The 26083-nt window shown below is 69.2% G+C and carries 26 protein-coding genes, 2 tRNA genes and 1 pseudogene; 15 read left to right on the forward strand and 14 right to left on the reverse strand.

The genetic code is table 11. The annotated features are described in order from the left end of the window. Nucleotides 1-53: 53 nt before the first annotated feature. From E3O46_RS18955 to E3O46_RS04945, 3 genes and pseudogenes are all read left to right on the forward strand, one after another. Nucleotides 54-359, forward strand: a pseudogene (locus E3O46_RS18955) (HNH endonuclease signature motif containing protein); the annotation flags it as partial. Nucleotides 360-447: 88 nt separating this feature from the next. Next, nucleotides 448-1053, forward strand: coding sequence for an HNH endonuclease signature motif containing protein (locus E3O46_RS04940; protein ID WP_134561222.1), 606 nt, complete (start codon nucleotides 448-450; stop codon nucleotides 1051-1053). Nucleotides 1054-1154: 101 nt separating this feature from the next. Next, entirely contained in the window at nucleotides 1155-2861 is a 1707-nt protein-coding gene (locus E3O46_RS04945) for an FAD-binding dehydrogenase (RefSeq protein WP_134561223.1), read from the forward strand. Nucleotides 2862-3004: 143 nt separating this feature from the next. Here the strand turns inward: E3O46_RS04945 and E3O46_RS04950 are convergent, their stop codons facing one another. The 4 genes from E3O46_RS04950 to gabT form a co-directional block, all read right to left on the reverse strand. Beyond that, the gene (locus tag E3O46_RS04950; RefSeq protein ID WP_134561224.1) at nucleotides 3005-4405 is read right to left on the reverse strand and encodes a flavin monoamine oxidase family protein; all 1401 of its coding nucleotides are present in this window, start codon (nucleotides 4403-4405) and stop codon (nucleotides 3005-3007) included. Nucleotides 4406-4460: 55 nt separating this feature from the next. Continuing rightward, nucleotides 4461-5924, reverse strand: a complete 1464-nt coding sequence (locus E3O46_RS04955) for an NAD-dependent succinate-semialdehyde dehydrogenase (protein ID WP_134559962.1) — start codon at nucleotides 5922-5924, stop codon at nucleotides 4461-4463. 117 nt (nucleotides 5925-6041) lie between these two features. Further along, on the reverse strand, nucleotides 6042-7328 hold the full coding sequence (locus E3O46_RS04960; protein WP_134561225.1) for a Glu/Leu/Phe/Val family dehydrogenase: 1287 nt from the start codon (nucleotides 7326-7328) through the stop codon (nucleotides 6042-6044). Further along, nucleotides 7325-8689, reverse strand: coding sequence for a 4-aminobutyrate--2-oxoglutarate transaminase (gene gabT / locus E3O46_RS04965; protein WP_174774849.1), 1365 nt, complete (start codon nucleotides 8687-8689; stop codon nucleotides 7325-7327). Before gabT ends, E3O46_RS04960 begins: the two co-directional genes overlap by 4 nt. A gap of 142 nt (nucleotides 8690-8831) precedes the next feature. Here gabT and E3O46_RS04970 point away from each other — a divergent pair, with 142 nt between their 5' ends. After that, complete coding sequence (locus E3O46_RS04970; RefSeq protein ID WP_134561226.1) at nucleotides 8832-10433, forward strand: PucR family transcriptional regulator; 1602 nt, start codon at nucleotides 8832-8834, stop codon at nucleotides 10431-10433. A 9-nt stretch (nucleotides 10434-10442) separates the two neighbouring features. On the opposite strand, the gene E3O46_RS04975 is transcribed toward E3O46_RS04970, so the two are convergent. Both E3O46_RS04975 and E3O46_RS04980 read right to left on the reverse strand, forming a co-directional pair. Next, nucleotides 10443-11315: a pentapeptide repeat-containing protein gene (locus tag E3O46_RS04975; RefSeq protein WP_134447837.1), complete on the reverse strand. Its 873-nt coding sequence runs from the start codon at nucleotides 11313-11315 to the stop codon at nucleotides 10443-10445. 55 nt (nucleotides 11316-11370) lie between these two features. Beyond that, on the reverse strand, nucleotides 11371-12048 hold the full coding sequence (locus tag E3O46_RS04980; RefSeq protein WP_134447836.1) for a DUF8185 domain-containing protein: 678 nt from the start codon (nucleotides 12046-12048) through the stop codon (nucleotides 11371-11373). Nucleotides 12049-12115: 67 nt separating this feature from the next. Here E3O46_RS04980 and E3O46_RS04985 point away from each other — a divergent pair, with 67 nt between their 5' ends. After that, nucleotides 12116-12991 (forward strand): acyl-CoA thioesterase, encoded by an 876-nt coding sequence (locus E3O46_RS04985; protein ID WP_241975439.1) that lies wholly within the window; start codon nucleotides 12116-12118, stop codon nucleotides 12989-12991. Between the two features lie 27 nt (nucleotides 12992-13018). Here E3O46_RS04985 and E3O46_RS04990 read toward each other — a convergent pair whose 3' ends face one another. Next, complete coding sequence (locus tag E3O46_RS04990; protein WP_134561227.1) at nucleotides 13019-13807, reverse strand: anti-sigma factor family protein; 789 nt, start codon at nucleotides 13805-13807, stop codon at nucleotides 13019-13021. Next, nucleotides 13804-14340 carry a sigma-70 family RNA polymerase sigma factor gene (locus E3O46_RS04995; RefSeq protein WP_134561228.1) on the reverse strand — a complete coding sequence of 179 codons (537 nt, stop codon included), beginning with the start codon at nucleotides 14338-14340 and terminating at the stop codon, nucleotides 13804-13806. Before E3O46_RS04995 ends, E3O46_RS04990 begins: the two co-directional genes overlap by 4 nt. Nucleotides 14341-14557: 217 nt before the next feature. Here E3O46_RS04995 and E3O46_RS05000 point away from each other — a divergent pair, with 217 nt between their 5' ends. After that, nucleotides 14558-15007 (forward strand): QcrA and Rieske domain-containing protein, encoded by a 450-nt coding sequence (locus tag E3O46_RS05000; RefSeq protein WP_134447830.1) that lies wholly within the window; start codon nucleotides 14558-14560, stop codon nucleotides 15005-15007. Between the two features lie 11 nt (nucleotides 15008-15018). On the opposite strand, the gene E3O46_RS05005 is transcribed toward E3O46_RS05000, so the two are convergent. The 4 genes from E3O46_RS05005 to E3O46_RS05020 form a co-directional block, all read right to left on the reverse strand. Then, on the reverse strand, nucleotides 15019-15510 hold the full coding sequence (locus E3O46_RS05005) for an acyl-CoA thioesterase (protein WP_134447828.1): 492 nt from the start codon (nucleotides 15508-15510) through the stop codon (nucleotides 15019-15021). A gap of 20 nt (nucleotides 15511-15530) precedes the next feature. After that, entirely contained in the window at nucleotides 15531-17213 is a 1683-nt protein-coding gene (ettA, locus tag E3O46_RS05010; RefSeq protein ID WP_134447826.1) for an energy-dependent translational throttle protein EttA, read from the reverse strand. A gap of 5 nt (nucleotides 17214-17218) precedes the next feature. Next, nucleotides 17219-17674, reverse strand: coding sequence for a DUF6993 domain-containing protein (locus tag E3O46_RS05015; protein ID WP_241975440.1), 456 nt, complete (start codon nucleotides 17672-17674; stop codon nucleotides 17219-17221). Nucleotides 17675-17749: 75 nt separating this feature from the next. After that, nucleotides 17750-18241, reverse strand: a complete 492-nt coding sequence (locus E3O46_RS05020) for a single-stranded DNA-binding protein (protein ID WP_134447824.1) — start codon at nucleotides 18239-18241, stop codon at nucleotides 17750-17752. A 206-nt stretch (nucleotides 18242-18447) separates the two neighbouring features. On the opposite strand from E3O46_RS05020, the gene E3O46_RS05025 reads away from it, so the two are divergent. From E3O46_RS05025 to E3O46_RS05040, 4 genes are all read left to right on the forward strand, one after another. Beyond that, the gene (locus E3O46_RS05025; RefSeq protein WP_134561229.1) at nucleotides 18448-19458 is read left to right on the forward strand and encodes an aldo/keto reductase; all 1011 of its coding nucleotides are present in this window, start codon (nucleotides 18448-18450) and stop codon (nucleotides 19456-19458) included. Then, nucleotides 19459-20412, forward strand: coding sequence for a DMT family transporter (locus E3O46_RS05030; RefSeq protein WP_134447821.1), 954 nt, complete (start codon nucleotides 19459-19461; stop codon nucleotides 20410-20412). A gap of 124 nt (nucleotides 20413-20536) precedes the next feature. Then, nucleotides 20537-20794 (forward strand): hypothetical protein, encoded by a 258-nt coding sequence (locus tag E3O46_RS05035; protein WP_134447819.1) that lies wholly within the window; start codon nucleotides 20537-20539, stop codon nucleotides 20792-20794. Nucleotides 20795-20886: 92 nt separating this feature from the next. Continuing rightward, the gene (locus tag E3O46_RS05040) at nucleotides 20887-21600 is read left to right on the forward strand and encodes a hypothetical protein (protein ID WP_134447817.1); all 714 of its coding nucleotides are present in this window, start codon (nucleotides 20887-20889) and stop codon (nucleotides 21598-21600) included. 125 nt (nucleotides 21601-21725) lie between these two features. Here the strand turns inward: E3O46_RS05040 and nadE are convergent, their stop codons facing one another. Then, a complete protein-coding gene (nadE, locus tag E3O46_RS05045; RefSeq protein WP_134447815.1) occupies nucleotides 21726-22547 on the reverse strand; it encodes an ammonia-dependent NAD(+) synthetase in 822 nt (273 codons plus the stop codon). Between the two features lie 125 nt (nucleotides 22548-22672). On the opposite strand from nadE, the gene E3O46_RS05050 reads away from it, so the two are divergent. Continuing rightward, a complete protein-coding gene (locus E3O46_RS05050; protein WP_134561230.1) occupies nucleotides 22673-23353 on the forward strand; it encodes a VOC family protein in 681 nt (226 codons plus the stop codon). Between the two features lie 49 nt (nucleotides 23354-23402). Here E3O46_RS05050 and E3O46_RS05055 read toward each other — a convergent pair. Then, nucleotides 23403-23478: transfer RNA gene (locus E3O46_RS05055), tRNA-Arg, on the reverse strand. A 123-nt stretch (nucleotides 23479-23601) separates the two neighbouring features. On the opposite strand from E3O46_RS05055, the gene orn reads away from it, so the two are divergent. The 4 genes from orn (at nucleotide 23602) to E3O46_RS05075 (ending at nucleotide 26082) form a co-directional block, all read left to right on the forward strand. Beyond that, nucleotides 23602-24222, forward strand: coding sequence for an oligoribonuclease (gene orn, locus E3O46_RS05060; RefSeq protein ID WP_134447698.1), 621 nt, complete (start codon nucleotides 23602-23604; stop codon nucleotides 24220-24222). 48 nt (nucleotides 24223-24270) lie between these two features. Further along, nucleotides 24271-24346 (forward strand) — tRNA-His (locus E3O46_RS05065). Nucleotides 24347-24418: 72 nt separating this feature from the next. After that, nucleotides 24419-24784 carry a metallopeptidase family protein gene (locus E3O46_RS05070; RefSeq protein ID WP_134559944.1) on the forward strand — a complete coding sequence of 122 codons (366 nt, stop codon included), beginning with the start codon at nucleotides 24419-24421 and terminating at the stop codon, nucleotides 24782-24784. Nucleotides 24785-24807: 23 nt separating this feature from the next. Beyond that, nucleotides 24808-26082 carry a D-alanyl-D-alanine carboxypeptidase family protein gene (locus E3O46_RS05075; protein WP_134559946.1) on the forward strand — a complete coding sequence of 425 codons (1275 nt, stop codon included), beginning with the start codon at nucleotides 24808-24810 and terminating at the stop codon, nucleotides 26080-26082. Nucleotide 26083: the final 1 nt, after the last annotated feature.

The following is a 26083-nucleotide window of genomic DNA, read 5'->3' on the forward strand; positions in this document are numbered from 1 at the left end:
CCCCGGAGAAACTCGCGACGGCCCTGGCCCGGCTCCTCGCCGAAGCGCGCACGGTGAACGCTGACCAGCTGTTCAAGCGCGCCCGGCGGGTGCGGGACGTGCTCGATGAAGCCGGCATCGCCGCCCGGGAGAAAGCCGTCTACGACGACCGGTCCCTGCGGTTCTGGCGACTCCACACCGGGCAGGTGCGTATGGTCGGCCTGTTCGCCCCGGAAGACGGCGAATACCTGATGAACACCTACGACGCCATCACCAGCCCCCGCCGGGGCGGGGTCCGGTTCGTGGACAAGGAGCAGGCCGCGTGGGCGAAGCGGGTGCAGGACGACCCGCGCAGCACCGAGCAGCTCACCGCGGACGCGTTCCTGGCCCTGATGAAACTCGGCGTGAAAGCCGACCCGAANAGCCGACCCGAAACGCATCGCCGGAGGACGAAGCCCCGCCGTCCGCATGATCACCATCCGCCCCACCGGCGCCACACCCACCGGTTTCGCGCCCACGGGAACCACACCCACCGATGCCGTGCCAACCGAGGCCCCGTCACCCGCAGCCGACGCTGCGGCGAACCCCGAAACCGAGGCGCCCGCGCTCCAACCCGGCGTCATCGAGGGAACCGCGGTCACGGTCTCCACCGAAACCCTCGAACGCAACCTCTACGACACCGGGATCCTCGACGTCACCTTCGACGGCCACGGCAGCGGTGTCGACCTCGGCCGCGAACAGCGCACGTTCAGCCCCGCCCAACGCGCGGCCCTCTCCCTCCGCGACGGCGGCTGCATGTGGCCCGGCTGCGACCGGCCACCGTCCTGGACCGAAACCCACCACATCCACCACTGGAAAGACGACACCGGACAGACCAACCTCGACCACGGCATCCTGCTCTGCCGGGCCGACCACCTCAGGCTCCACAACGAACACTGGCGCATCACCCGCGACGACACCGGCCAGTACTGGCTCACCCCACCACCCGGACTCGACCCCGAACAGAAACCCCTCCCCCTCACCAGCAAAAACGCGCTCACCAGGTGGAGTGAATCCGGGGTACCGCACAGTTAGCATGGAGCCAGCGTCGCTCCGAGCGACGCCCCGCGGGCCCCGAAACGCATTCGACTCCCGCTGCCCCTTCTGACACTGCCCCTTCTGACACTGGAGTCACGATGAGCACGGTTCCCCCGCACGCGACCGGCCCCCGAGCGACATCCCCTCGGACGGATCCGAGCGAAGCCGACGTCATCGTAGTCGGGGCCGGCCTCGCCGGACTCGTCGCGACCGCGGAGCTCGTCGCCGCGGGCAAGCGGGTCATCCTGCTCGACCAGGAGCCGCCCGCCTCGCTCGGCGGCCAGGCCTGGTGGTCGTTCGGCGGCTTGTTCCTTGTCGACTCGCCGGAGCAGCGCAGGCTCGGGGTGCACGACTCCGCCGGACTCGCCAGACAGGACTGGTTCGGCACCGCGGGTTTCGACCGTGACGAGGACCTCTGGCCGAGCCGCTGGGCGGAGGCCTACCTGGACTTCGCCGCCGGCGAGAAGCGCGCCTGGCTGCACTCCCGCGGCATCCGCTTCTTTCCGGTCGTCGGCTGGGCCGAACGCGGCGGCACCACGGCCCTCGGCCCCGGCAACTCCGTGCCGCGGTTCCACATCGTCTGGGGCACCGGTCCGGCGATTCTCGCCCCGTTCATCGAGCGCGTGCGGGAAGGCGTGCGGTCCGGCCTCGTCACGGCGCTGCACCGCCGCAGGGTCGACGAGCTGCTCACCCACGACGGCACGGTCGTCGGCGTGCGGGGAAGCATCCTCGCCCCGAGCGACGCCCCGCGCGGCGCGCCCAGCTCACGCGAGGTCGTCGGCGACTTCGATCTGCGGGCATCCGCCGTCGTCGTGACAAGCGGCGGCATCGGCGGAAACCCCGCGCAAGTCCGCGCCCAGTGGCCGACCCGGCTCGGCACCGCGCCCCGGGAACTGCTGTCCGGCGTGCCCGCGCACGTCGACGGGCGGATGCTCGGCATCAGCGAGCGGGCCGGCGCCCGGCTGATCAACGGAGACAGGATGTGGCACTACCCGGAGGGCGTCGCGAACTGGGACCCGGTCTGGCCCGCGCACGGAATCCGGATCCTGCCCGGTCCGTCCTCGCTCTGGCTCGACGCGACGGGGACCCGGCTGCCCGCTCCCCTGTTCCCCGGCTTCGACACGCTCGGCTCGCTCGAGCACATCCTGCGCACCGGCTACGAACACAGCTGGTTCGTGTTGACCCAGAAGATCATCGAGAAGGAGTTCGCACTCTCCGGCTCCGAACAGAACCCCGACCTCACCGGTAAGAACCTGGCCCTTCTCGCCAAACGGGTGACGAAAGGCGCTCCCGGGCCGGTCGAGGCCTTCAAGAAGCATGGCGCCGATTTTGTCGTCGCCGACACCCTGCCCGACCTGCTCGCGGGCATGCGCCGGCTCTCCCCCGATGCTCCCCTGGACCTCGCCCAGGTCGAGCGGGAGATCCGCGCCCGCGACCGCGAGCTCGACAACGCCTTCACCAAGGATGCCCAGATCACGGCGATCCGCCAGGCCAGGCACTACCGCGGTGACCGTCTCATCCGCGTCGCGAGCCCGCACCGGCTGCTCGACCCGCACGCGGGCCCGCTGATCGCGGTCAAGCTGCACGTCCTGACCCGGAAGAGTCTCGGCGGCATCGAGACGGACCTCTCCGCCCGCGCCCTCGGGCCGGACGGCACACCCGTGCCGGGCCTCTACGCCGCCGGCGAGGCGAGCGGCTTCGGCGGCGGCGGGATGCACGGCTACCGCGCGCTCGAAGGCACCTTCCTCGGCGGATGCCTCTTCTCCGGACGCACCGCGGGGCGCGCCGCCGCGGCGGCGGTCTGACCCCCGGCTGTCACGGGAGCGTCCGCACGCGCCGCACCTCGCGGCGCGCGGTGCGTCTCCGGGCGCGCACCGTGTCTCGCGGCGCGCGCCCGATACATCGCCGCGAGACGCAAACGGCGCCGCGAGTCCGCGCCCGGCGGCGCCTAGTCCAGGACGCTCGTCAGCGCCCCGACCGGCTCGAGTACCGGCTCGAGTACGGCCGCGATGGCGGCAGCGGTGTCGCGGCCCATCCGGATCGCCCCGTCGACGTGCTGGTAGCCCTTGCCGGCCAGGTCGCTGCAGGAGAAGTGGATCGGCCCGACGGGGGTGCGCAGGTCCGCGCCGTAGCGGGCGAGGCCGCCGAGGTCGAAACTCGCGGCGTATGCACCCCGGGTCCATTCCTCGTTGCCCCAGTCGCTTTCGTAGTAGACCGCCGGCGACAGAGCCTTGTCCCCGAAGTAGTGCGAGAGCGAAAGCAGGATGCGCGCCCGGCGCTCCTCCGCGGGGAGCCGGAACACGGCATCCGCCGCCTCATCGGACACGAAGCCGACGAGGGTGCCGCGGTCGTCTCCGAAGTTGGTGTTGTCGTACGCCTCGTGCACGAGCTCGTAGGGACTGAACGCGGTGCCGGAGAGGCCGTCCTCGCGCCAGAACGGGGTCTTGTAGACGGCGTGAACCTTGATCACGAGACCCATCGAAAGGTGCTGGTGCAGCTGGTGCTGGCGGCGGGGCAGGGCGGGTTCGAACGAGATCCGGCTGAGCAGAGTCGGCGGAAGCGCGAGGATCGCCCGGCGGGCGTGCACCTCGAGTCCGTCGGTGACCGCGACGACACCCTCGTCGCTCCAGCGCAGGGTGCGCACCGGCTGCCCGAGGTGCACGTCATCGCCGAGCTGCTCCGCGAGCAGCAGCGGGACCTGCTGGAGGCCGCCGACGACGCGCTCGTCGAGGATGAAGTCGGCGTCGACGAGGTTGCTGAAGCTTCCGGCACTCGCGGCCATCAGCAGGGCCTGCAGGGCGGAGAAGGCGTGCGCAGGCTTGGTCAGCATGGCGCCGGCGATGAACATCGCGACGTTGTCGCGGGCCTCCTGGTCGGCTGTCTGGGTTGCGAGCCACCCGGCGAAGGAGATCCGGTCGAGTTCGACGGCCCGCGGGTGCGCCCACGGCCGATCGGGGTCGACCTCGGCGACAAGCTCGTCGAGCGTTGCGATGAGGGCGACGATCTCGGCCTGGGTCTCCGGGGAGACCGGGAAGATCTCGCCCTCGAAGCGGGTGCGTACCCCGGAGTCGTTGATGTAGACGTTTTCTCCGGTGCGGTACCGGGAGTAGGTCTCGAGACCGAGCTCCGCGAGGGTCTCCTTGAGCGCGTGCTGGTCCGGTGACACCCACTGGCCGCCGATCTCGAGCGTGGCTCCCTCGATGTCGTCGGTCCACAGCCGACCGCCGACCCGGTCGCGCGCTTCGAGCACGGCGACGGTGAGGCCGGCCCGGCGCAGCGACGTTGCTGCGGTCAGGCCGGATGCCCCTGCGCCGATGATGACGATGTCACGGTCGATCCTGGTTGTCATGAAAACTCCTCCATACGTGGGTGCTGCGAGGTCATTCGGAAGTTGTGCAAGTCGGTTATGACGCGGGGATCAGGGTGTACTTCGGGGACAGGTACTCGTGGATTCCCTCGAGGCCGCCCTCCCGGCCGAGCCCTGATTGCTTGACGCCTCCGAAGGGGGCGGCTGCGTTGGACACGAGTCCTGTGTTCAGTCCCATCATGCCCGTGTCGAGCCCGGCGATCATCCGCTGGCCGCGGGCGATGTTCTCGGTGAAGACGTAGCTGATCAGCCCGTACTCGGTGTCGTTGGCGAGCCGGATCGCCTCGTCCTCCTCCGTGAAGGTCACGATCCCGACGACGGGCCCGAAGATCTCCTGGCGAAGCAGGTCGCTGTCGGCTGCGACGTCGGTCAGCACGGTCGGGGCGTAGAACGACCCTGGACCCTCCGGGCGGAAGCCGCCGGTGAGGAGGGTCGCACCGCGGTCGAGGGCATCGCTCACGAGCTTCTCGGTGTTGGCGACGGCCGCGTCGTTGACGAGCGGGCCGATCGTCACGTCCGGCTCGGTGCCCCGACCGATCCGGAGGGCTTCGACGCGGGCGACGAGGCGGCGAGCGAAATCCTCGGCGACGGACGCGTGCACGATGAACCGGTTCGCTGCCGTGCACGCCTGGCCGATGTTGCGGAACTTGGCGAGCATGGCGCCGTCGACGGCCCGGTCGAGGTCCGCGTCGGCGAAGACGAGGAACGGCGCATTCCCGCCCAGCTCCATCGAGGTGCGCAGCACGCCCTCCGCGGCCTGGCGGAGGAGCGCCCGGCCGACACCGGTCGAGCCGGTGAAGCTGAGCTTCCGGAGCCGCGGGTCTGCGATCAGCGGGGCGGAGACCTCAGCGGATTCCGAGGTCGTGATCACGTTGACGACGCCGGCGGGAACGCCCGCGTCCTCGAGCAACTGGGCGAAGAAGAGGGTGGTGAGCGGGGTGAGTTCCGCGGGCTTGATCACGACTGTGCACCCCGCGGCGAGCGCGGGGGCGATCTTGCGGGTCGCCATCGCGAGCGGGAAGTTCCACGGGGTGATCAGGAGGCACGGGCCGACCGGGCGCTGCGAAACGACCATCTGGCCGGTACCCTCGGGTGCCGGCCCGTAGCGCCCATTGATTCGTACGGCCTCCTCGCTGAACCAACGCAGGAATTCCCCGCCGTAACCGACCTCGGCGCGGGCCTCGGCGAGTGGCTTGCCCATTTCGATGGTCATCAGCAGGGCGAAGTCCTCCCGGCGTTCCTGCAGCAGGTCGAACGCACGACGCAGGATCTCGGCCCGCACCCGCGGCGCGGTCGCCGCCCAGGCGGGACCCGCTGCGACGGCGGCGTCGAGGGCGCGTCCGCCGTCCGCGACGCCCGCGTTGGCGATCCGCTTGAGCTCGCGCCCGGTCGCAGGGTCCGTCACGATGATCGGCTCCCCCGTGCCGGGCTGCCAGGTGCCGTCGATGTAGAGACCGTCGGGAACCCGGTTGAGGAGTTCGGCCTCCCGCTCGGTGCCGATGGTGGTGGTGTCGCCGGAGGCGGGGCTCAGGGGGCGGTTCTCGGTGCTGAGACTGGTCACGGGTGTTCTCTTTCGGTCACGGGGCAGGTACGGCAGGCGGTGGGAAACGAACGGGCGTCAGGGGTAGAGTCCGCGGAGCAGGTGGGCCTCGGCGACGCGTTCGACGGCGAGGACCGTCGCCGCTGCCCGCAGGGAAAGGTCCCGGGAGGCGGCGGTTTCGACGACCTGCTGCCAGGCGGCGAGCATCCGCTCTTCGAGCTTCTGTTCGACCTCTGCGGCGTTCCACCAGTAGGCCTGGTTGCCCTGCACCCACTCGAAGTAGGAGACGAGCACTCCGCCGGCGTTCGCAAGGATGTCGGGCACCACGAGCTGTCCGTTCGCGGCGAAGATCCGGTCGGCAGCCGGGGAGGTCGGGCCGTTCGCGCCCTCGACGATCACGCGTGCCGTCACGCGGGCAGCGTTCCCGGCGTGCAGGACGCCCTCGACCGCGGCCGGGACCAGCAGGTCGACGTCGAGCTCGAGCAGCGCTTCACCGTCGAGCGGGTCCGCCCCGCCGAAGCCGACGACCCTGCCGGTCGCCGCGACGTGCGCGTCGAGCCCGGCGAAGTCGATGCCCCGCTCGTTGTAGACGGCGCCGTACTGGTCGCTGACCGCAACGACCCGCACCCCCGCGTCGGCGAGGAACACGGCAGCGTCGTGGCCGACCTTGCCGAAGCCCTGCACGGCTGCGGTCGCTCCGTACGGCGTGATTCCGCTGTGCCGGAGGGCTGCAAGTGCGACGTGGGTCACGCCGCGGCTGGTCGCGCTCGCACGGCCGTGGGAACCGCCGAGGCTGATCGGCTTGCCCGTGACGATCCCGGGAACGGTGTAGCCGACGTTGACGGAGTAGGTGTCCATCATCCAGGCCATGGTGCGCTCGTCGGTGCCGATGTCGGGGGCCGGGATGTCCTTCTCCGGGCCGATGATCGGCAGGATCTCGCTCGTGTACCTGCGCGTGACGCGCTCGAGCTCCGGGAGCGAGAATTCACGCGGGTCGATCGTGACACCGCCCTTGGCACCGCCGTACGGCACGTCGAGCAGGGCGCATTTCCAGGTCATCCACATCGCGAGGGCGCGCACCTCGTCGAGGGTCACGTGCGGGCTGTAGCGCAGGCCGCCCTTGGCCGGGCCGCGGGAGAAGTTGTGCTGCACCCGGTAGCCGGTGAACAGTCGGGTGGTGCCGTCGTCCCGGCGCAACGGAACGGCGACGGTGAGCTCGCGGCGCGGGGTCGCGAGCAACGCGTGCAGGCCTTCCGGGTAGCCGAGCAGGGCGACGGCGTCGCTGAGCTGCGACCGGGCGTCGACGAGGGGCGTGGCGAGGGGCGTGACCTGGCGAACGGCCGGCCGGGCCTCGAGCAGGCTCATGCGTTCGCCAGAGCGTGTGCGACGACCTGGAGGCCCTCGACGAGGAGCTCGTCCGAGATACTCAGCGGCGGCAGGAACCGGATCACGTTCCCGTAGGTTCCGCAGGTGAGGACGATGACGCCCTGCGCGTGGACGGCGGCCGCGACGCGGGAGGTGAGTGCGGCATCCGGTTCACCCGTCGCCGAGTCGACGAGCTCGATCGCGATCATGGCACCACGGCCGCGGACGTCGCCGACGCGCTTGTCGAAGGCGCGGATGGCGTTCAGCCGGCCGGTGAGGATCGTGCCGATCTCGCGGGCGCGCTCGACCAGGTTCTCGCTCTCGTAGGTGTCGAGGGTGGCGAGGGCCGCTGCACAGGCGAGCGGGTTTCCGCCGTAGGTGCCGCCGATGCCGCCGACCTGCGGGGCGTCCATGATCTCGGCGCGGCCGGTGACCGCGGAGAGCGGGAGGCCGCCGGCGATGCCCTTGGCCATCACGATCAGGTCGGGCACGATGCCCTCGTGGTCGCAGGCGAACATGGCGCCGGTGCGGGCGAAGCCGGTCTGCACCTCGTCGGCGATGAAGACGACCCCGTTGGCGCGGCACCAGGCCAGGAGGGTCGGCAGGAAGCCCGCGGCCGGGACGATGAAGCCGCCCTCGCCCTGGATCGGTTCGATGATGAGCGCGGCGAGGTTCTCGGCGCCGATCTGCTTCTCGATCTGGGAGATGGCGCGCTTCGCGGCGACGACGCCGTCGAGACCGCCGTCGCGCAACGGGTAGGACATCGGCGCCCGGTAGACCTCGGCGGCGAACGGGCCGAAGCCGTTCTTGTACGGCTGGTTCTTCGCGGTGAGGCTCATGGTCAGGGTGGTGCGGCCGTGGTACGCGTGATCGAAGGCCACGACGGCCTGCCGTCCCGTGTAGTGCCGCGCGATCTTGACGGCGTTCTCGACAGCCTCGGCGCCGGAGTTGAACAGGGCGGTGCGCTTGGCGTGGTCACCGGGGGTGACCCGGTTGAGCGCCTCGGCGACCTCGATGTAGGAGTCGTACGGGGCGACCGTGAAGCAGGTGTGGGTGAACTGGGCGAGCTGGGCGGCGACGGCCTCGACGACGCGGGGCGCGCTGTTGCCGACGCCGGTCACGGCGATGCCGCTGCCGAGGTCGATGAGGGAGTTGCCGTCAACGTCGACGAGCACGCCGCCGCCGGCAGCGACGATGTAGACGGGCAGGGTCACGCCGACGCCCGCGGAGACCGCGGCGGTCTTGCGCGCCTGGAGCGCCTGCGACTGGGGTCCGGGGATGCTCGTCGTGAGGCGACGTTCCTGCGGGAGGGACGGGCCGCCGACGGGAACGGTGGTGGGCGGGGATGCGACGAGGGTCATGACTGCTCCAGTTCGTAAACCGAGGTGCATCGACCGGGCGGCGTCGATGTCAGGTGCCATGCTAGGCAGAGCGCCGACGGCAGCGCGCTCGCCGCTATGTACAGAATGCCGGCTAAGTTTCGACACGTTGTACAATCGGCGCATGCCCCCGCTCAACGCACCGCCGCCGCTGCCCGGGCTGCGCCTCCTCCTCGACCGGCCGGACCTGCGGTTGCGGCTGCTCACTCCGGAGGCCGGCCTGCCGCCGCACGCCCTCGACCAGCCCGTCGAATGGGTGCACAGCTCAGACCTCGCCGACCCGACCCCGTTCCTGTCAGCACACCAGGTGCTGCTGACGACAGGACGCCAGTTCGCGGAGGCTGTCACGGACGCGTTCTACGTCGACTACGTGACCCGGCTGCGCGACCGCGGCATCGTCTGCCTCGGCTTCGGCACGGAAGTCCTCCGCTCCGGCACCCCCGACGCCCTCGTCGCGGCCTGCCAGTCCCGCGGACTCCCCCTCGTCGAAGTGCCGTACGAGACGCCGTTCATCGCCGTCGCCCGGGCCGCCGGCGACCTCGTCGCCGAACTCCGCTATGCCAGGAGCACCTGGGCGCTCGGCGCCCAGCGGGCCATCGCGCTCGCGGCGCTCCGCCCGGACGGCCTCAGCGCGACCCTCAGCGAGCTTTCGCGGCAACTCGGCCACTGGGTCGCGCTCTTCGACATGAGCGGCGCCCTCGACCGGGTCTTCCCCCGGGACACCTTCGCGGGCGCATCCGCTTCACGCGGCTCTCTCGACCGGGTGCAGCGCGAGGCAGCCCAGTTGATCCGGCGCGGGCAGCGGGCCAGCACGTCGGTTTCGACCGGCGGAGAGACGCTGACCCTGCAGACCCTGGGTCGACGCGACCAGCTGCGCGGCGTCCTCGCCCACGGGGGTCCCGGCGAGCTCGACCAGGCCAGCCAGGAGGTCGTGACGAGCGTGATCGCGCTCGCGGGGCTCGCGCTCGAGCAGAACAGCGCGCTCGACCGGGCGCGCGGGCTCCTCAGGTCCGGGCTGCTGCACGCGCTGCTCGGCGGCGACGTCGACCTCGTGCAGGCGACCTCCGGGGAGATGTGGGGGCCGCTCCCGTTCGAGCCGGTACGGGTCGCCGTGACCGACCCCGCGCCAGGGCGGCTGGACGCCCTGACCGAGTTCCTCGAGCTCCGGGTGGAGGAGAGCCCTGGACACCTGTTCTTCGCGCGCCAGGGCGGCCTCGTAGTCCTGTGCGTCGACGCCACTGCCGGGCCCCTGCTCGATGAGCTCGTCGGCTTCGGGTTGCACCTCGGGCTCTCAGACCGGACCAGGTACCGTGAGCTGCCGCACGCCCTCGCCCAGGCCCGCCAGGCCCTCGAACGCTCGCACGAGGGCGCGCCAGGCATCGTCGAATTCGACGTGATCTCCCGACAGGGCGTTCTCGCGTTCCTCGCCGGCACGGATGCCTCGGAGGTCGGACGCGCGACGCTCCAGCCGCTCACGGCGCACGACGCCGTCCACGGCACCGAACTCGTCCGCACGCTCCGGGTCTGGCTGGAGCACAACGGGCAATTCGGTCCAGCGGCCGCCGAGCTCGGCGTGCACCGGCACACCGTGCGCGCCCGGGTGAGCCAGGCCGAGGCGCTCCTCGGCCGTGACTTCGGCACCTTCCACGCCCGCGCCGACATCTGGGCGGCACTGCTCGCGTCCGGTGACGACGCCGGATCACCCCCTGAGCACCTCAGTATCTGAGATACCGTCTCACGGGCGGTTCTGCTCGCCCGCGCTCCAGTGCGCTGGGCGCACGAATCCCCGGGGCAGGACGGTGAGCTGGTCGCCTCTGGCGCTGCTGACCTGCATCTGGGTCAGGTAGATCGCGCCTGCGAGGTCCGCTCCGGCCAAGTTCGCGTTGCGCAGGTCGACGCCGAGGAGGTCGCAGTACGACAGCCGGGCTCCGCTGAGATCCGCTCCGATCAGGAGGGAGCCGCGCAGGCTCAGTCCACGAAGGTCCGCACCGGTGAGTGCCGCGCCCGCCAGGTCTCTCCCCGGGCCGAGCCGGCGCCGAACTCCTCGATCCCGGGTTTCGCCGAGGATTCCCCTGCGCGCGTCCTCGCTCGCCTGGAGGAGCAGCGGCCGGGCCGCGTCGTACTCCGCGTCGACGTCGAGGCCCGCGAGCCGATCCGGTTGCTCCCGGCTGAGCGCGCTGACGCGATCGAAACGCGACATCAGCGGAGCCGGATCACCCGTGTCCCCGACAAGGCTGATCGCCTGCTCGAGGTACCAGAGGAGTTCGTGCAGCCGCCGAACGATCGGGAAGATCGCGAACATGGCGTCCCTGGTCCCGGGATCGTCCCGCCAGGACCGGCCGGCGAAGGTCTGCTGCGAGACTTTCTGGCCGGCACCGAAACAGTCGAACACGGTGCAGCCGGTGAATCCCCGGGGACGCAACTCCGCGTGCACGCGGCACGCGTCGCGTTCGTCGAGGTTCTCGCAGGGATCGCCGGCCGGCTTGTCGAACGGGAAGTCGGCGGACCTGGTGAACGCCAGGGCGACGCAGCAGAGTCCGAAGCACCTGGCGCAGTCGGCACCGAGGTCCTCGCGGCGCCCGAGCTCAACCCTGGTTCGTTCCGTCATCGCGTTCATCGTAGTCCGCGATCCGGGAGGGACAACCGGAATTCCCGGGCACGGGTCAGGCGCGCAACGACCAGGGCTTGCGACGCACGAGGATGTGGCCGCGGCTCGTGCTGAGCCGGGTCCAGGGCCCGGTCTCGAAGAGCCGCACCGGTTCGTCCTTGGGCAGGAAGCCGAGACTCACCGCCGCGAACGCCGCCCCGGCCGGAACGATCTCGAGTCCCGCGATCGGGCGACCCCAGACCTCTGCACGGACCCGCTGCACGACCTGCGCGCCCGAGTCCCGCGGCACGGTGGAGGCGACCTCGTCGATACCGGCGGCCGCAGCGCCCGTCAGGAGCGCGGCATCCGTCTCGCCGAGGAGTTTCCAGCCGCCCCGGGGCGGGGAGATACCGGCCCAGGTCACGGTCGTGACCTCGAGCGGCACGGTCACCGCGACCGGCGCCTCCGGGTCGCTTCCCGCGGCGGCGAGGCGGGCGACCCGATCGAGCAGGGAACGCACCGGCACGACGGCGTCGAGTTCGACGGGTTCGTCGAGGCCGAAGGTGCGCAGGCCGAGCACGGTCGGGCTCCCGTCGAGGAGGCCGCGCGGGTAGAGGATCGCGGAGTACACCGCGAGCGCGCCGGCGGCCGAAATCAGGCGCACCGAACCGTCTTCGATACGGCTGGCGCGCGACAGGTAGACCTGCAGATCGCTGAGGGCAAAGGAATCCGTGAGAATAAATGACTGGCTCATCTGCTCCTAAACTACCAAGGTACGGCGAGGCTCATACCGACTTCGCACACACTGCCGAGGAGGACGCATGGACATGCCGATGGAAGGTCTCTTGAACGCCCTCGACCTGACCGACACAGGGGCGCGCACGAGCGAGGACATCTTCACCGGCCCGTCGCAGTGGATGCCCCTCGGCCGCGTGTTCGGCGGGCAGGTTCTCGCCCAGTCCCTCGTCGCGGCGATGCGCACGGTGCCTGACGACCGCCACCCGCACTCGATGCACGGCTACTTCCTCCGTCCGGGGGACGTCAGCCAGCCGATCACGTTCTCCGTCGACCGGATCCACGACGGCCGTTCCTTCTCCACCCGGCGCACCCAGGCGTACCAGAACGGCCACCCGATCCTCTCGATGATCGCGTCGTTCCAGGACGATGACGAGGGCCTCGAACACCACATCGACATGCCGGCCGGGTTGCCGGACCCCGAGTCGCTGCCGACCGCAGCGGAGTCCCTCGCCCAGGTCGACCACACCATCGCCCGCTACTGGGCGAGCGAGCGCCCGTTCGACATGCGGCACGTGCCTTCGCCGATCTACCTTCAGGTCAAGGGCGAGCACACCAGTCACCAGGCCGTGTGGATGAAGACCCTCGGCGCGCTTCCCGACGACCCCGACCTGCACCGTGCCGCCCTCGCATACGCGAGCGATTACTCGATCATGGAGCCGGTCATGCGCCGCCACGGCATCGCGTGGTCGACGCCGGGGCTCAAGGTCGCGAGCCTCGACCACGCGATGTGGTTCCACCGCTTCGGGCGCGTCGACGAGTGGATGCTCTACGTCCAGGACTCCCCCACCGCCCAGGGCGGCCGAGGACTCTCCACCGGCAGCATCTACAGCCGTGAGGGTCTCCTGCTCGCGACCGTTGCCCAGGAGGGCATGGTCCGGGTTCCCGCGAACAAGGAATAGCAGCCGGCCCGGGATCACTGCGCGGGACTACTGCGCCTGCTCCACCCCGGGCTCGGCCGCGAGCAGCACGATGCCGTTGGGCTGCAAACGGATGTCGACGGACGCGATCTCGTCGGTGTCCAGTTTCGTGGTTCCCGCGACGGGGACCGTCATGCCGGGACCCGCGAGCCAGCTCGCGACCTGCGTCGCCTCCCCGTTCCGGTCCGTGACGAACATCGCGTACGCCCGCTCGGCCGCGGCGCCGGTGCCGGTGCCGGATTCGGTGCCGGATTCGGTGCCGGATTCGGGCAGGCCATAGCTGCACGAGCCGTCTATGCGGGTGCCGCCGGGCTGAGCCGCCAGGCGGACATCCGCGCTCAGCGGGTTCGGGACCACCTGGTGCAGTGTGACGAGCTCCCCGGGAGGTTCCGCGATCGACGCCGGGGCGAGCCGGGCCGGCAGCACGATCGCGACCGTCGCAGCGACGGCCGCCACGGCGAGCAGGAGCCCGGCCTGCAGTATCCGCCCGCTCCGCCTGCGCCGCCGCGCAGCATCGAGCAGCCGCGGCAGGCCGTCGCTGCGAGGGAGGACGCCCGGTGACGCCGCGGTCTCCAACACCTCGGCGGTCGGCACGAGGCGGAGAAGACCGGGGATCCCGGCGATCTCGGCAACCCGACGGGTGCAGTCCGCGCACGTGCGCAGGTGGCATTCGTAGTCGTGGCGTTCTTCGGTCGCGAGCGCGCCGAGCACGTAGGCGGCGTCCCACTCGGCGTACGGGTCACGCCCTGACCGGGGTACGCGCCCGGTGTCTGATGCACCGGATCCTGTCGTGGTCATCGCTCGGTCACTCCCTTCTCGGTGAGACTCAGGCGCATGGCACGCAGGGCGTAGTGCAGGCGCGACTTCACAGTGCCCTCCGGGATGTCGAGGGAGCGCGCGGTCTCGGCGACCGACTGTCCGCGGTAGTAGGCGAAGACGACCACGGCCCGGTGGTCTGCGGAGAGGCCGTCGAGGGCATCCGCCACGAGCCACGCGTCGAGGAGCGCTGCCGTCGCGTCGTTCGTCAGACGCTCGGGGAGTTCGTCTGTGCTGATTTCGTGGCGGTTCCTGGCGGAACGCCATTCGTCGATGACGAGGTGGCGGGCGACGGTGAAGAGCCAGGCGCGTGCCGAGTCAGCATCGTCGAGCACCCGGGGCAGTCGCCAGGCGCGCAACAGGGTCTCCTGCACGACGTCATCGGCCAGGGCGGAATCCCCGGTCAGCCGGGTCACGTACCGACGGAGCGCCACGGCGTGCGCATCATGCAGGGCGCGCAGCAGGTCGGCACGCGCGTCGACGGGCCGCTCCCCGCGTCCGGGTCTCTCCGCCACGGCGCACCTCCTATCGTTAACACGGGCTCGCTGCGCCGTTCGTTCAGTTTCCGCCGGGTTTTGTCGAAGTCCGTCGATTTTCCGTGATGGGCTTTGAACCGATGACCGGGCAGTTTCGTAGTAACTAGTAGCACCCTAACGAGTAGCGCCAGCTTGCGAACGGGGAGCAGCCCATTCGCCGTCACCGACCGCCACGACCACCATCACGAGGAGAATCATGACGAACGACACCGCGGTCTCCCGCCGCACCGCACTGCTGATCGGCACCGCAGGCACCGCCGCCGTGACCCTGGCCGCCTGCGCCCCGACCACGACGGGCGGCACCGGCGCCGGATCGGCCGGAGGTTCGACCGGGGCCGCAACATCGTCTGCGGGCGGGACCGTGGTCGCCAAGCTCTCCGACATCCCGGTCGGCGGCTCGATCGAGACCGCCCTGAATGGCAAGGCCATCTTCGTCAGCCAGCCAACCGCAGGCAAGGTCGTGGCCTTCAGCGCCGTGTGCACGCACCAGGGCTGCATCGTGAAACTCGTCGACACGTCCTTCGACTGCCCGTGTCACGGTTCGAAGTTCGACACGGCAACGGGCGCCGTTCTCGCGGGCCCCGCCCCGAAGCCACTGATCGGCATCACCGTCTCGGTTTCGGGAGACTCCGTCACCGCAAGCTGAACGGATGGAGTTCAGTCTTCCGGAAGGGCAGCCCTGCGGGTGAATCGCACCGGGTCTTCGAGGTAGGGCAGCCACGCCGCACGCTCCTCGTCGGTGATCTTGCGCGGGCGCTGGGTCGCCGCATCGATGAGCACGATCGTGGTGCTGGCCTGCGCGTACAGCACCGCCGACTCGGCCTCCACCGGCCCCCAGACCTCGTAACACACCTCGAGGCTCGCCCCGCCGACCTTGCCGAGCCAGAGACGGATGTCCACCGGCTGCCGCAGGTACGGGATCGACAACAGGTACTCGGCTTCGAGGCGCGCGATCACGGTCAGCGTTGCCGCGCCCGGCCGGCCGTCGAGAACGGCGGTCCCGGCCCCCGAGCCAGGCTCAACCTCGTCGTCGAGCCAGAACGCCTGGATGCGCGCCTCCTCGAGGAGGCGCAGCATCGAGGCGTTGTTGACGTGGCCGTATGCATCGAGGTCTGACCAGCGCAGGCTGATCGGCACGTGCAGCTTCATCTCGCTGGCCCGTTCCCGGCCTAGTCGCGCGTGAGCTTGCGGTACGCGGACCGGTGCGGCTTCGCGGCGTCGGGGCCGAGCCTCTCGATCTTGTTCTGCTCGTAGGACTCGAAGTTTCCCTCGAACCAGTACCAGCTCGCCGGGTTCTCATCCGTGCCCTCGTAGGAGAGGATGTGGGTCGCGATCCGGTCGAGGAACCACCGGTCGTGAGTGATGACCACGGCGCAACCGGGAAACTCGAGGAGTGCGTTCTCGAGGGAGCCGAGGGTTTCGACGTCGAGGTCGTTAGTCGGCTCATCCAGGAGCAGCAGGTTTCCGCCCTGCTTGAGTGTGAGCGCGAGGTTGAGGCGGTTGCGCTCTCCACCGGAGAGCACGCCGGCCTTCTTCTGCTGGTCGGGTCCCTTGAATCCGAAGGTCGACACGTAGGCGCGGGACGGGATCTCGGTCTTGCCGACCTGGATGTAGTCCTGGCCGTCGGAGACGACCTCCCAGAGGGACTTGTTCGGGTCGATTCCGGTGCGGTCCTGGTCGACGTAGGAGATGTCGACGGTCTCGCCGATCTTCAGCTCGCCGCCGTCGAGCGGCTCCTTGCCGACGATCGTCTTGAACAGGGTCGTCTTTCCCACGCCGTTCGGCCCGATGATGCCGACGATGCCGTTCCGCGGGAGGGTGAAGCTGAGCCCGTCGATGAGCACGCGGTCGCCGAAGCCCTTGTGCAGCTTCTTCGCGTCGATGACCTGGGCACCGAGACGCGGGCCGACCGGGATCTGGATCTCTTCGAAGTCGAGCTTGCGGGTGCTCTCGGCCGCGGCGGCCATCTCCTCGTAGCGGGCGAGACGTGCCTTGGACTTGGCCTGGCGTCCCTTGGCGTTCGAGCGGACCCACTCGAGTTCATCGGCGAGACGCTTGGCCATCTTCGCGTCCTTCTTGCCCGCGATCATGAGCCGTTCCTGCTTCTTCTCAAGGTAGGTCGAGTAGTTGCCCTCGTAGGGGTAGAGGTGGCCACGGTCGACTTCGGCGATCCATTCGGCGACGTGGTCGAGGAAGTACCGGTCGTGGGTGACGGCGAGCACGGCGCCGGCGTACTGGGCGAGGTGCTGCTCGAGCCAGAGCACGCTTTCGGCGTCGAGGTGGTTGGTGGGCTCGTCGAGGAGGAGCAGGTCGGGCTTCTGCAGCAGGAGCTTCGTCAGCGCAACGCGGCGCTTCTCACCACCGGAGAGGTCGGCGACGGCAGAGTCTCCCGGCGGCGTGCGGAGGGCATCCATCGCCTGTTCGAGCTGGGAGTCGAGGTCCCAGGCGTCGGCGGCGTCGATGGCTTCCTGGAGTGTGCCCATTTCGGCGAGGAGGGTGTCGAAGTCCGCGTCGGGTTCGCCGAGGGCGGCGCTGATCTCGTTGAACCGGTCGACCTTGGCCTTGATCGGGCCGACGCCTTCCTGCACGTTCTCGAGGACCGTCTTGGTCTCGTCGAGTTCCGGCTCCTGCATCAGGATGCCGACGCTGTAGCCGGGCGAGAGTTTCGCCTCGCCGTTGCTCGGGGTGTCGAGCCCGGCCATGATCTTGAGGATCGTGGACTTTCCGGCGCCGTTCGGCCCGACGATGCCAATTTTGGCGCCGGGGAAGAACGACATCGTGACGTCGTCGAGGATGAGCTTGTCGCCTACCGCCTTGCGTGCGCGGACCATCGTATAAATAAATTCGGCCATAGTGCTTACCAGTCTATTTGCCGCGTGGCCCCGATCAGACACCGGCCGGTCGAGATCGCGGACGTGACCATGCTGTGGTACCCGCCGGACTTCGACCCGTTCTGTCCGATCAGGCAGCCGTCGGGGAAGCGGACCGAGAATTGCACGGAGTCGGCGTCGAGATTGACGCTCGTCTTGTCGAACCCGACCTCCATCATCGCCTTGTCGAATCCGGCGGCGACGAGAGCGTCCACGAAGCCGCGACCGCCCGTCGCGGGATCAACGGCCGCAGCGACCTGGTTGAAGTATGCGAGGTTCGCCTGGGCGCCGAGTTCGGGCCGCACGGCCGGTGCCGGCGCCGCCGTGGCGGTGGCAACCGGAACGCTTGTCGGTGTGGCCGCGACGGGCGTGGGTTCAGCGGTGCTTGCGGAGCAGCCGGCCAGGGCTGCGACAACAAGGCCGGCGATGACGACGGCGACCACGGGCCGGATTGTCGTCCTGTGTACTGCCGGCACGTGTGTCCTCCCGAGGCCGCGGTGCGGCCAGTGCCATCGAGTCTAAACCGACCGCACGGCCGACTCGCCAGTGACGACGGTCGTGACACCGGCGGGCGGGACTGTCTCGCCGGAGGAAGCGCCCGACGCGCCGGCCGGATCCGGCGCAGTCGGGAGCCCCCGGACCGCGGCCGCGTCCGTGACCGGGCGCAGGTAGTTCGTCGTGCACCAGGACAGGTCGTGGCCGACCGCCTCGGCCTCGACCTCGACGGAGGTGCCGGATCGTTCGGCGTTCTGCCACGCCCGCACCCGAAGCTGCCCGGCGACGAGGACATGCTCGCCCTTCCGCACCGAACGCACGACGTTGTGCGCAAGGTGACGGAATGCGGTCACGGTGTACCAGTTCGTGTCGGCGTCGACCCAGCTGTGCAGGGTCCGGTCGTACCGGCGCTGCCCGGAGGCCAGCCTGAAGGAGGTGATCGCGAGGCCTGCGCTCGTCACGAGGTGGCGCGGCGTCGTCGCCACGATTCCGGTCACGGTAATGCTGTTGCTCATGGGTCTCCCGTCCTGGTCGCCGCCGGACGCTCGCCCGGCGTCGGCCCGGGGGCGACGCTCGTGCCCGTCTCCGACGCCCCCGGGTCACCTCCGAGTGTGCGGCCGCGTGCGGGAGGACGGTCCGCGGCATCCCTGTGCGGGGAAAACGCCACGGAACGGATGCCTGTTGAGGAGGGGACCCTCCCCTCCGGCCCTAGAGTGATTCCATGAGCTTTGTCGCCGCTGAGAACCGCTATTCGGACATGACCTATCGCCGGACCGGACGGAGCGGCCTCAAGCTCCCTTCCCTGTCGCTCGGCCTCTGGCACAACTTCGGAAACGAACGCCCCATCGACACCCAGCGGGCCATCCTCCGCAGGGCCTTCGACCTCGGCGTCACCCACTTCGACCTCGCCAACAACTACGGCCCGCCGTATGGGGCTGCCGAAACCAACTTCGGCCGGGTCTTCGCGGAGGACTTCAGGCCGTACCGCGACGAGATCATCGTGTCGAGCAAAGCCGGGTACGACATGTGGGCGGGACCATACGGCGACTTCGGTTCGCGCAAGTACCTGCTGTCGTCCCTCGACCAGAGCCTCGCGCGCCTCGGCCTCGACTACGTGGACATCTTCTACTCGCATCGTCCAGACCCGGAGACCCCGATCGAGGAGACGATGGGCGCCCTCGCGACCGCCGTCCAGCAGGGCAAGGCGCTCTACGTCGGCGTGTCCAACTACTCCCCTGAGGAGACCAGGGCCGCTGCCGCCGCACTCGCCGAGCACAGGATCCCGCTCCTCATCCACCAGCCGCGGTATTCCATGTTCGACCGGCACATCGAGGACGGCCTCTTCCCCGTGCTCGACGAGCTCGGCATCGGCAGCATCGTCTTCTCCCCCCTCGCCCAGGGTCTCCTCACCGACCGCTACCTCGGCGGGAGTGTCCCGGAGGGCTCTCGCGCGGCGACGAGCCGTTTCCTTTCGGAGAACGCCCTGACGGACACCTATTTCGAGCGGGCAAGGGCCCTCAACGAGATCGCGCTCGGCCGGGGCCAGACCCTCGCCCAGCTGGCGGTGACCTGGATCCTGCGTCAGCCGCAGGTGACGAGCGTGCTCGTCGGGGCAAGCAGCGTTCACCAGCTCGAACAGACCGTCGCCGCCCTCGACGCGCCGGCTCTCAGCGAGGCCGAGATCACCGGCATCGAACCGTTCGCGGTGCACGGCACCGGCCGGGACTCCTGATTGGGGTATCTGTACGCGCTCCTCGCGTCCCTGCTCTTCGGGCTCAACGGCTCGACGACGAAGGTCATCGTTGAGGCGGGGCTGTCCCCTGCGCAGCTGACCTTCGTCAGGGTCACGGTGATCATGGCGCTCGCGGGCGCCGTCCTGCTCGTGACGAACCGGCGGGCATTCCGCATCGACAGGAGCCAGCTCGCCGTCATGGCGCTGCTCGGCGTCGCCGGGGTCGCACTCATCCAGTGGTTCTACGCCGTCGCGATCAGCCTGCTCCCCGTCGGGATCGCGCTCATGCTCGAGTACTCCGGGGTGCTCCTGATCGCCCTCGTGGCGCGTTTCGTGTTCAAGGAGCGCGTCAAGCCACGAATCTGGTGGGCGATCGGGGGCGTCCTCGTGGGCATGGCCATCGTCGCGCAGATCTGGGCGAGCCCGCTGTCGACGCTCGGGGTCGTCGCCGGCGTCGCGGCGGCGATCTGCCTCGCGATCTACTTCCTCGTCGGTGAGCGCCAGGTCGCGACCTCCTCGCCCCTCGCCGTCGCGTTCTGGTCGATGCTGTTCGCGAGCGCGTTCTGGCTGCTGTTCAGCGGATGGTGGCAGATCGACCCCGCACTCCTCACGGAAACCGTGCACCTGCACGGCAACCTCGCGACCGTGGCAGCTCCGCTCTGGACACTCCTGCTCTGGAACGGGGTGCTCGGCTCCTTCGCCCCGTACCTGCTCTCGTATATGGCCCTCGCCCGCCTGACCGCGACGGCTGCGGGCATCGTGTCCGCGTCTGAGGTCATCTTCGCGTTCGCGTTCGCATTCCTCTGGCTCGGGGAAACACTCGACGGCGTCCAGGCGTTCGGCGCACTGCTCGTCCTCGCTGGAATCGTGGTGGCGCAGACGGCGCGGGCCAACCGGCCCGTTGACCTGGACCTGGCCGGTCCCGGAGTCACCGGCGCCATCCAGCTGCCTTAGCGCTCCTGACATCCTCGTTTACCGGTGCCGACCGGGCAGCCGGTTGAATGTCGGGGGTCCCCCGTAGCGTGCTGAGCACAGCACCAGCCACCCGAGACCCCGCCACCCGGCACCGGAGGACCCCATGACCGACACCCCGTTCCTGGCCCCGCTTCGAGCCGCTCTCCCCGAGGTCGCGTCCGTTCGCGGCCTCGCCCTCGTCCCGGTGAAAGACGGTCTCTGGCGGGTCACCGGCCGTTCGGGCGCCGTCCTCGGCCACATCGAACGCAAGCTCGACGACCGCGGAGAGTCCTTCGCGGCCCGGCGGCTGCTCCCGGCCACCCGCACCCTCGATCTGGGCACCTTCTGGCAGCTGGCGGATGCCGCGGACTGCTTCCGCTAGCCCGCCGTGGCCACGGTGAGATATCCGACCACATTGAGGCACGCCGTCGGCAAAGCCGTCCAACCCGCCGCGCTCAGGATAAAGTGCCGCACATGACGTGGTGGAATAGTTTCGTATCCTGGCTCACGGCAGCCAGCAACCAGACCGTGGTGAACACAGCCGTAGTGTTCATTGTCGCGATCCTGATCGCCGGCGTTCTCACGGCCCTGATCGGGCGCGGCGCCATCAAGCAGCTCCTCGTCCAGCACGACAGGGAACTCAAGGCTGCGGCCATCGGCGCCCTCATCGATGCCGCGACCGAGGCATCCGTCTGGAATTCGCTCACCCCGCAGGAACAGGTCATGGCGGACCGTGCCGTCGGCCAGGCCGACATCCAGGTTCGCCTGCTTCCGATTCCCGGCGCCGGCGTCGCGGCCAACTGGGCCTCGCACCAGCTCAACGAGCTCAAGCGCACCTCGGCGACCTTCGGCTACCAGCTCGAGCCCGCCCTGCTGGAGTTCCGCGATCGACTGATCGAGTGGCAGGACAAGCCCCGCCGTACCCGCAAGGTGTTCCAGAGCGACCTCGACCGGTGGAAGACGCAGAACTCCACCTCGGAATCCAGCCTTCTCGCCCAGCAGGATGCGTGGGCAGCCCAGCAGCACCACGACCAGTTCAACGAGGCCCTTCCGGCAGCGCCCGTCCCCGCAACGCCCACGCCGAGTGTGCACGCGGCGAGCCAGTCCACGCCGTCGACGGAGACCCAGCGCCTCCTCGACGATGTCCAGGCCCTCGAGGTGCGTCCGGCACCGATCAACCACCCGTAGTCAGGCAGCCGTAGTCAGGCAGTAGCTCAGGTCAGGCAGTACCGCATATCGCCCGGAGCATTCGATGCTCCGGGCGATTCGTGCTTAACGGCGTCCGGCGGGACGTACTGCAGGTGCCACGGGGCTCAGCGCCACCACTGGTCGAAGAGGGATGCCGGAACCTGGCGCTTGTGCTCCGTGTTCAGGAACCGTGCCTCGATCGCCGCAGCGACCTCCTCGTCGACGGGGAGGCCCTCGAGGTAGTCGTCGATCTGCTCGTAGCGCAGGCCGAGGTTGTCCTCATCGGTCTGGCCAGGATTGCCGTCGAGCAGGTCGGCCGTCGGCGCCTTGAGGTAGAGGTGCTTCGGCGCCCCGAGTTCGATGAGGAGCGCCCTGCCCTGGCGCTTGGTCAGGCCGGTGAGCGGCAGCACGTCCGCGCCGCCGTCCCCGTACTTGGTGAAGAAGCCCGTGACGGCCTCTGCGGCGTGATCGGTGCCGATCACGAGGAGTCCGCGCGCCCCGGCGATGGCGTACTGGGCGACCATCCGCTCCCTGGCCTTGGTGTTGCCCTTGTCGAAGTCGGGCAGCGTCTCGCCGGTGCTGTCCTCGTATTCGGCCGCGATGCCGTCGACCGCGCGCTGCACGTTGAAGGTGAGCGCGGTGTGCGGCTGGATGAAGTCGAGCGCGAGTTCGCCATCGGCGTCATCGTGCTGCACGGCATACGGCAACCGTACGGCGACGAACTCAAATTCCTGTCCGGCGTCGTCGAGCTCCTCGATTGCGATCTGGGCCAGTCGCCCGGCGAGGGAGGAGTCCTGTCCACCGCTGACGCCGAGGATCAGCCCCTTCGCACCCGAGCCCACCAGGTACTCCTTGAGAAAGTCCACCCGTCGTCGAATCTCGGTAGCCGGATCAATTGTCGGTGACACATGCAGTTCGGCGATGATGCGCGCCTGAAGTTCTCCCATGCATCGAATCTATCAAAACGGCCGGCCCGGCCGCCCGGCGAGAGGTGCTTTGTTCAGCGGCGTTTGTTCAGCGGGGTGTGTCCGGCGGGCTTTGTTTCATCCACGCGGAGGTCTTGACTGGAGCCATGCAGATCACGAAGGTGTCCGCGCGCATTCGGGACACGAGCGAAGCAGCGGAATTCTTCGAGAACGTCCTCCTCCTCACGGTCGACAGGACGGTCGCCAGGGAACCGACCACGATTGAGATGCGCATCGGGACGACCCTGCTCGAACTCTCTGAGGACCAGGACGCCGTCGGCCGGCACCACCTGGCCGTCACGATCCCCTCGAACACGTTCGCAGCAGCCCGGCAGTGGCTCGAGCCCCGATCCGCCCTGATCGGCACTCCCGATGCCGACGAGTTCGAGTTCGCAGCCTGGAACGCCCGCTCGCTCTACTTCACTGGGCCGGACCGCTCGGTCCTCGAGTTCATCGTCCGTCGCGACCTCGACAACAACACCCGCGGCGCATTCACGAGCGCCGACCTGCTCTGCATCAGCGAGGTCGGCGTCGCGACGGACGACGTGCTTGCGACGGCCGAATTCCTGAAGACCGAAGCGGATGTCCGGCCGTACGCCGGTGAGCCCGGCCGCAGCTTCGCACCGGTCGGAGACACCGACGGCCTGCTGATCCTCGTCTCACCCGGCCGTCCCTGGTTTCCCACCACGGACCGCGGGGCGTCAAGCGGGCCGATCCTGGTCGAGGCCACGGGACCCCGGCCGGGAGAGTACCCGCTGGGCGCCGGAAGCCTGCTCCGGATCCGATGAATGGGTGTCGTGGCATCCGCTGCGCGGAAATGCCGTGCGTGGTGTGGTGTGGTGCCCCCGGTTGGAATCGAACCAACGACAAGCGGATTAGAAGGCCGCTGCTCTATCCACTGAGCTACGGGGGCGCGGAGCGCTTCAACGATACCGCAGACCCAGACCCCGCCGCCCCGGCCATCCGCCGGCCAGGCCCGGCCCGGGCTCGCTGGCGGGCCGGGGACCGCGTCGGACCCCGCCGCTAGACTCGGACCATGACAAAAAGCAGTGACCGGTTGGTCTGGATTGATTGCGAGATGACCGGGTTAGACCTGGAAAACGATGAATTGGTGGAGATTGCCGTGGTCATCACCGACTACGACCTCAACGTGATCGACCCGGGCCTCGACATCATCATCAAGCCGAACGCCTCCGCGCTCGCGAATATGAACGACTTCGTGCGCAACATGCACACGACCTCCGGCCTCATCGAGGAGATCCCGAACGGGGTCAGCGCCGCGGAAGCCGAATTCGAGGTCCTCGAGTACGTGCTCAGGTTCATTCCCGCGGAGCAGAAGGCGCCGCTCGCCGGAAACTCGATCGGAACGGACCGCTCGTTCCTCGCGAAGTACATGCCGCGCCTCGACAACCAGCTGCACTACCGTAACGTCGATGTCTCCTCCATCAAGGAACTCGCCCGTCGCTGGTACCCGCGGGTGTACTTCAACGCCCCGGTGAAGGACGGCGGGCACCGCGCACTCGCAGACATCCTCGAGTCGATTCGCGAACTCGCGTACTACCGCCAGACCGTGTTCGTGGCCGACCCCGGACCCACGAGCGACGAGGCAAAAGCGAGCGCGGCAGAAGCCGTGTCAGCATTCACTCCAAACGTGTAATAGAATTCTTGAGTTGCCACTGCTCCTTCGGGAAAAGCGCAGCACATGGTGGTTGTAGCTCAGTTGGTAGAGCGTCCGGTTGTGGTCCGGAAGGTCGCGGGTTCAAGCCCCGTCAGTCACCCCAAGTAGAGCAGGCATCCGTTCAGCACCTCACGATCAGTACTGTGTGAAATCAACACTGTGAGATGCTGAACGGATGCCGCAGCTCAGCCCCGATGAATTCAGTCACGAGGAATTCGAGAAGGTCGTCGTCGACGAGCTGGATCTCCTGCCCGACGACATGGTCGACGGGCTCGAGAACGTCATCTTCGTGGTCGAGGATCGTCCGGAGGACGGCTCCCTCGACACGCTCGGCCTCTACGACGGCGTCGCCCTGACACACCGCGACCAGTACGGTTTCGGCGAGATGCCGGACCGCATCATCCTGTACCGGGAGTCCCTGCTCGCGATCGTCGACTCCCTCGATGAGCTCCGCGATCAGGTGCACATCACCCTCGTGCACGAAATCGGCCATTTCTACGGGATCGATGACGACAGGCTGCACGAGCTCGGCTGGGGATGACCCGCACTTGTTAGCCTCGACTCATGAGTAAATTCCGGCCCGGCCGCGCCCTGGGTATCACGGTCGGTGCCCTGGCGATCCTTGTCATCGGCGTCTACGGGCCCGCGACGCTCCTCGGGCCGCTCCCGATGGTGAAGGCGACCGTGGTGTCGGCACCGGCCGCCGCGACAGCCGCCACTCCCCCGGTGCTCCCTGCCGCGGGCACGAGCGCCGTCGTGAGCCTCGTGCCGCCGGCCGCCGGCGCGGCAACGACCGCGACGACGGTCGCGACCACCCCGATCGCCGCAGCGGGCAGCACAACCCCGCTGCCGATGGCCGCCGCGGCGAAGATCGTCGCCGCCCTGGTCGTGCTCTCGGCCAAGCCCCTCGACGCCGGCGCCGCAGGGCCCGGGGTGCCGATCACGCCGGCCGACTACCAGGACTACCTCGACTACGTGGCCAACGGTGCGCGCACGGTCATCGTCTTCCCCGGCGAAACCTGGACGCAGCAGGAACTCCTGCAGGCGATGGTCCTCGGTTCGAGCAACAACCACGCGGATACCCTCGCCCGGTGGGCCTTCGGCTCCCTCGACGCCTACGTCACGGCCGCCAACGCCTGGCTCACGAAGGAGGGCCTGGCCGGCATCCACGTTGCGGACGCCACGGGCCTCGCGGATGCGAGCGTCGGGACCGGAACGGACCTGGCGCGGCTCGCGGGCCTCGCCGCGACCAACCCGGTGATCAGCCAGATCCTCGCGAGCCCGGCATCCGCCCTCGTCGGCCAGCGCGGAGTCGACAACACGACCGCCTACCTGCCGGAGGAGGGCATCACCGGCCTCTCCCGCAGCTACACGGACGCCGGCGGCGTCTGTTTCCTGTTCACCGCAAGCGTGGGAACCGCGCCGGCGGCCTTCACCTTCGCCGGTGCCGTGATCGGCGAGCCGGACTACGACACGCTGACGGCCGACCTGAAGGCGCTCATGGCCAGTGCAAAGGCCGGAGTCACCGACCTCCCGATCCTCGCGGAGGGCGCGGCGTACGTGCGTTTCGACGCTCCCTGGGACGCGACGGCCTCTGGCGTCGTGAAGACGGCCAAGACCCGCTTCGGCTGGCAGGCCGCTCCGGTAGGAGCACCCACGCTTGACCTGGACGCGTTCGCGACCGGCCGCTCCGGTACGACGGTCGGCCGGGTCACCGTGGATGCGAGCGGGGAGGCCGTGACCTCACCCCTCGTGCTCGATACGACGATCAGCGCCCCCGGACCCGGCTGGCGCCTGCTCAACCCGGTGCCGATGATCTCGGCACTCCTGGAGCAGTAGC

Origin of the sequence: Cryobacterium glucosi (assembly GCF_004402235.1) — a bacterium.
GTDB classification, from domain to species: domain Bacteria; phylum Actinomycetota; class Actinomycetes; order Actinomycetales; family Microbacteriaceae; genus Cryobacterium; species Cryobacterium glucosi.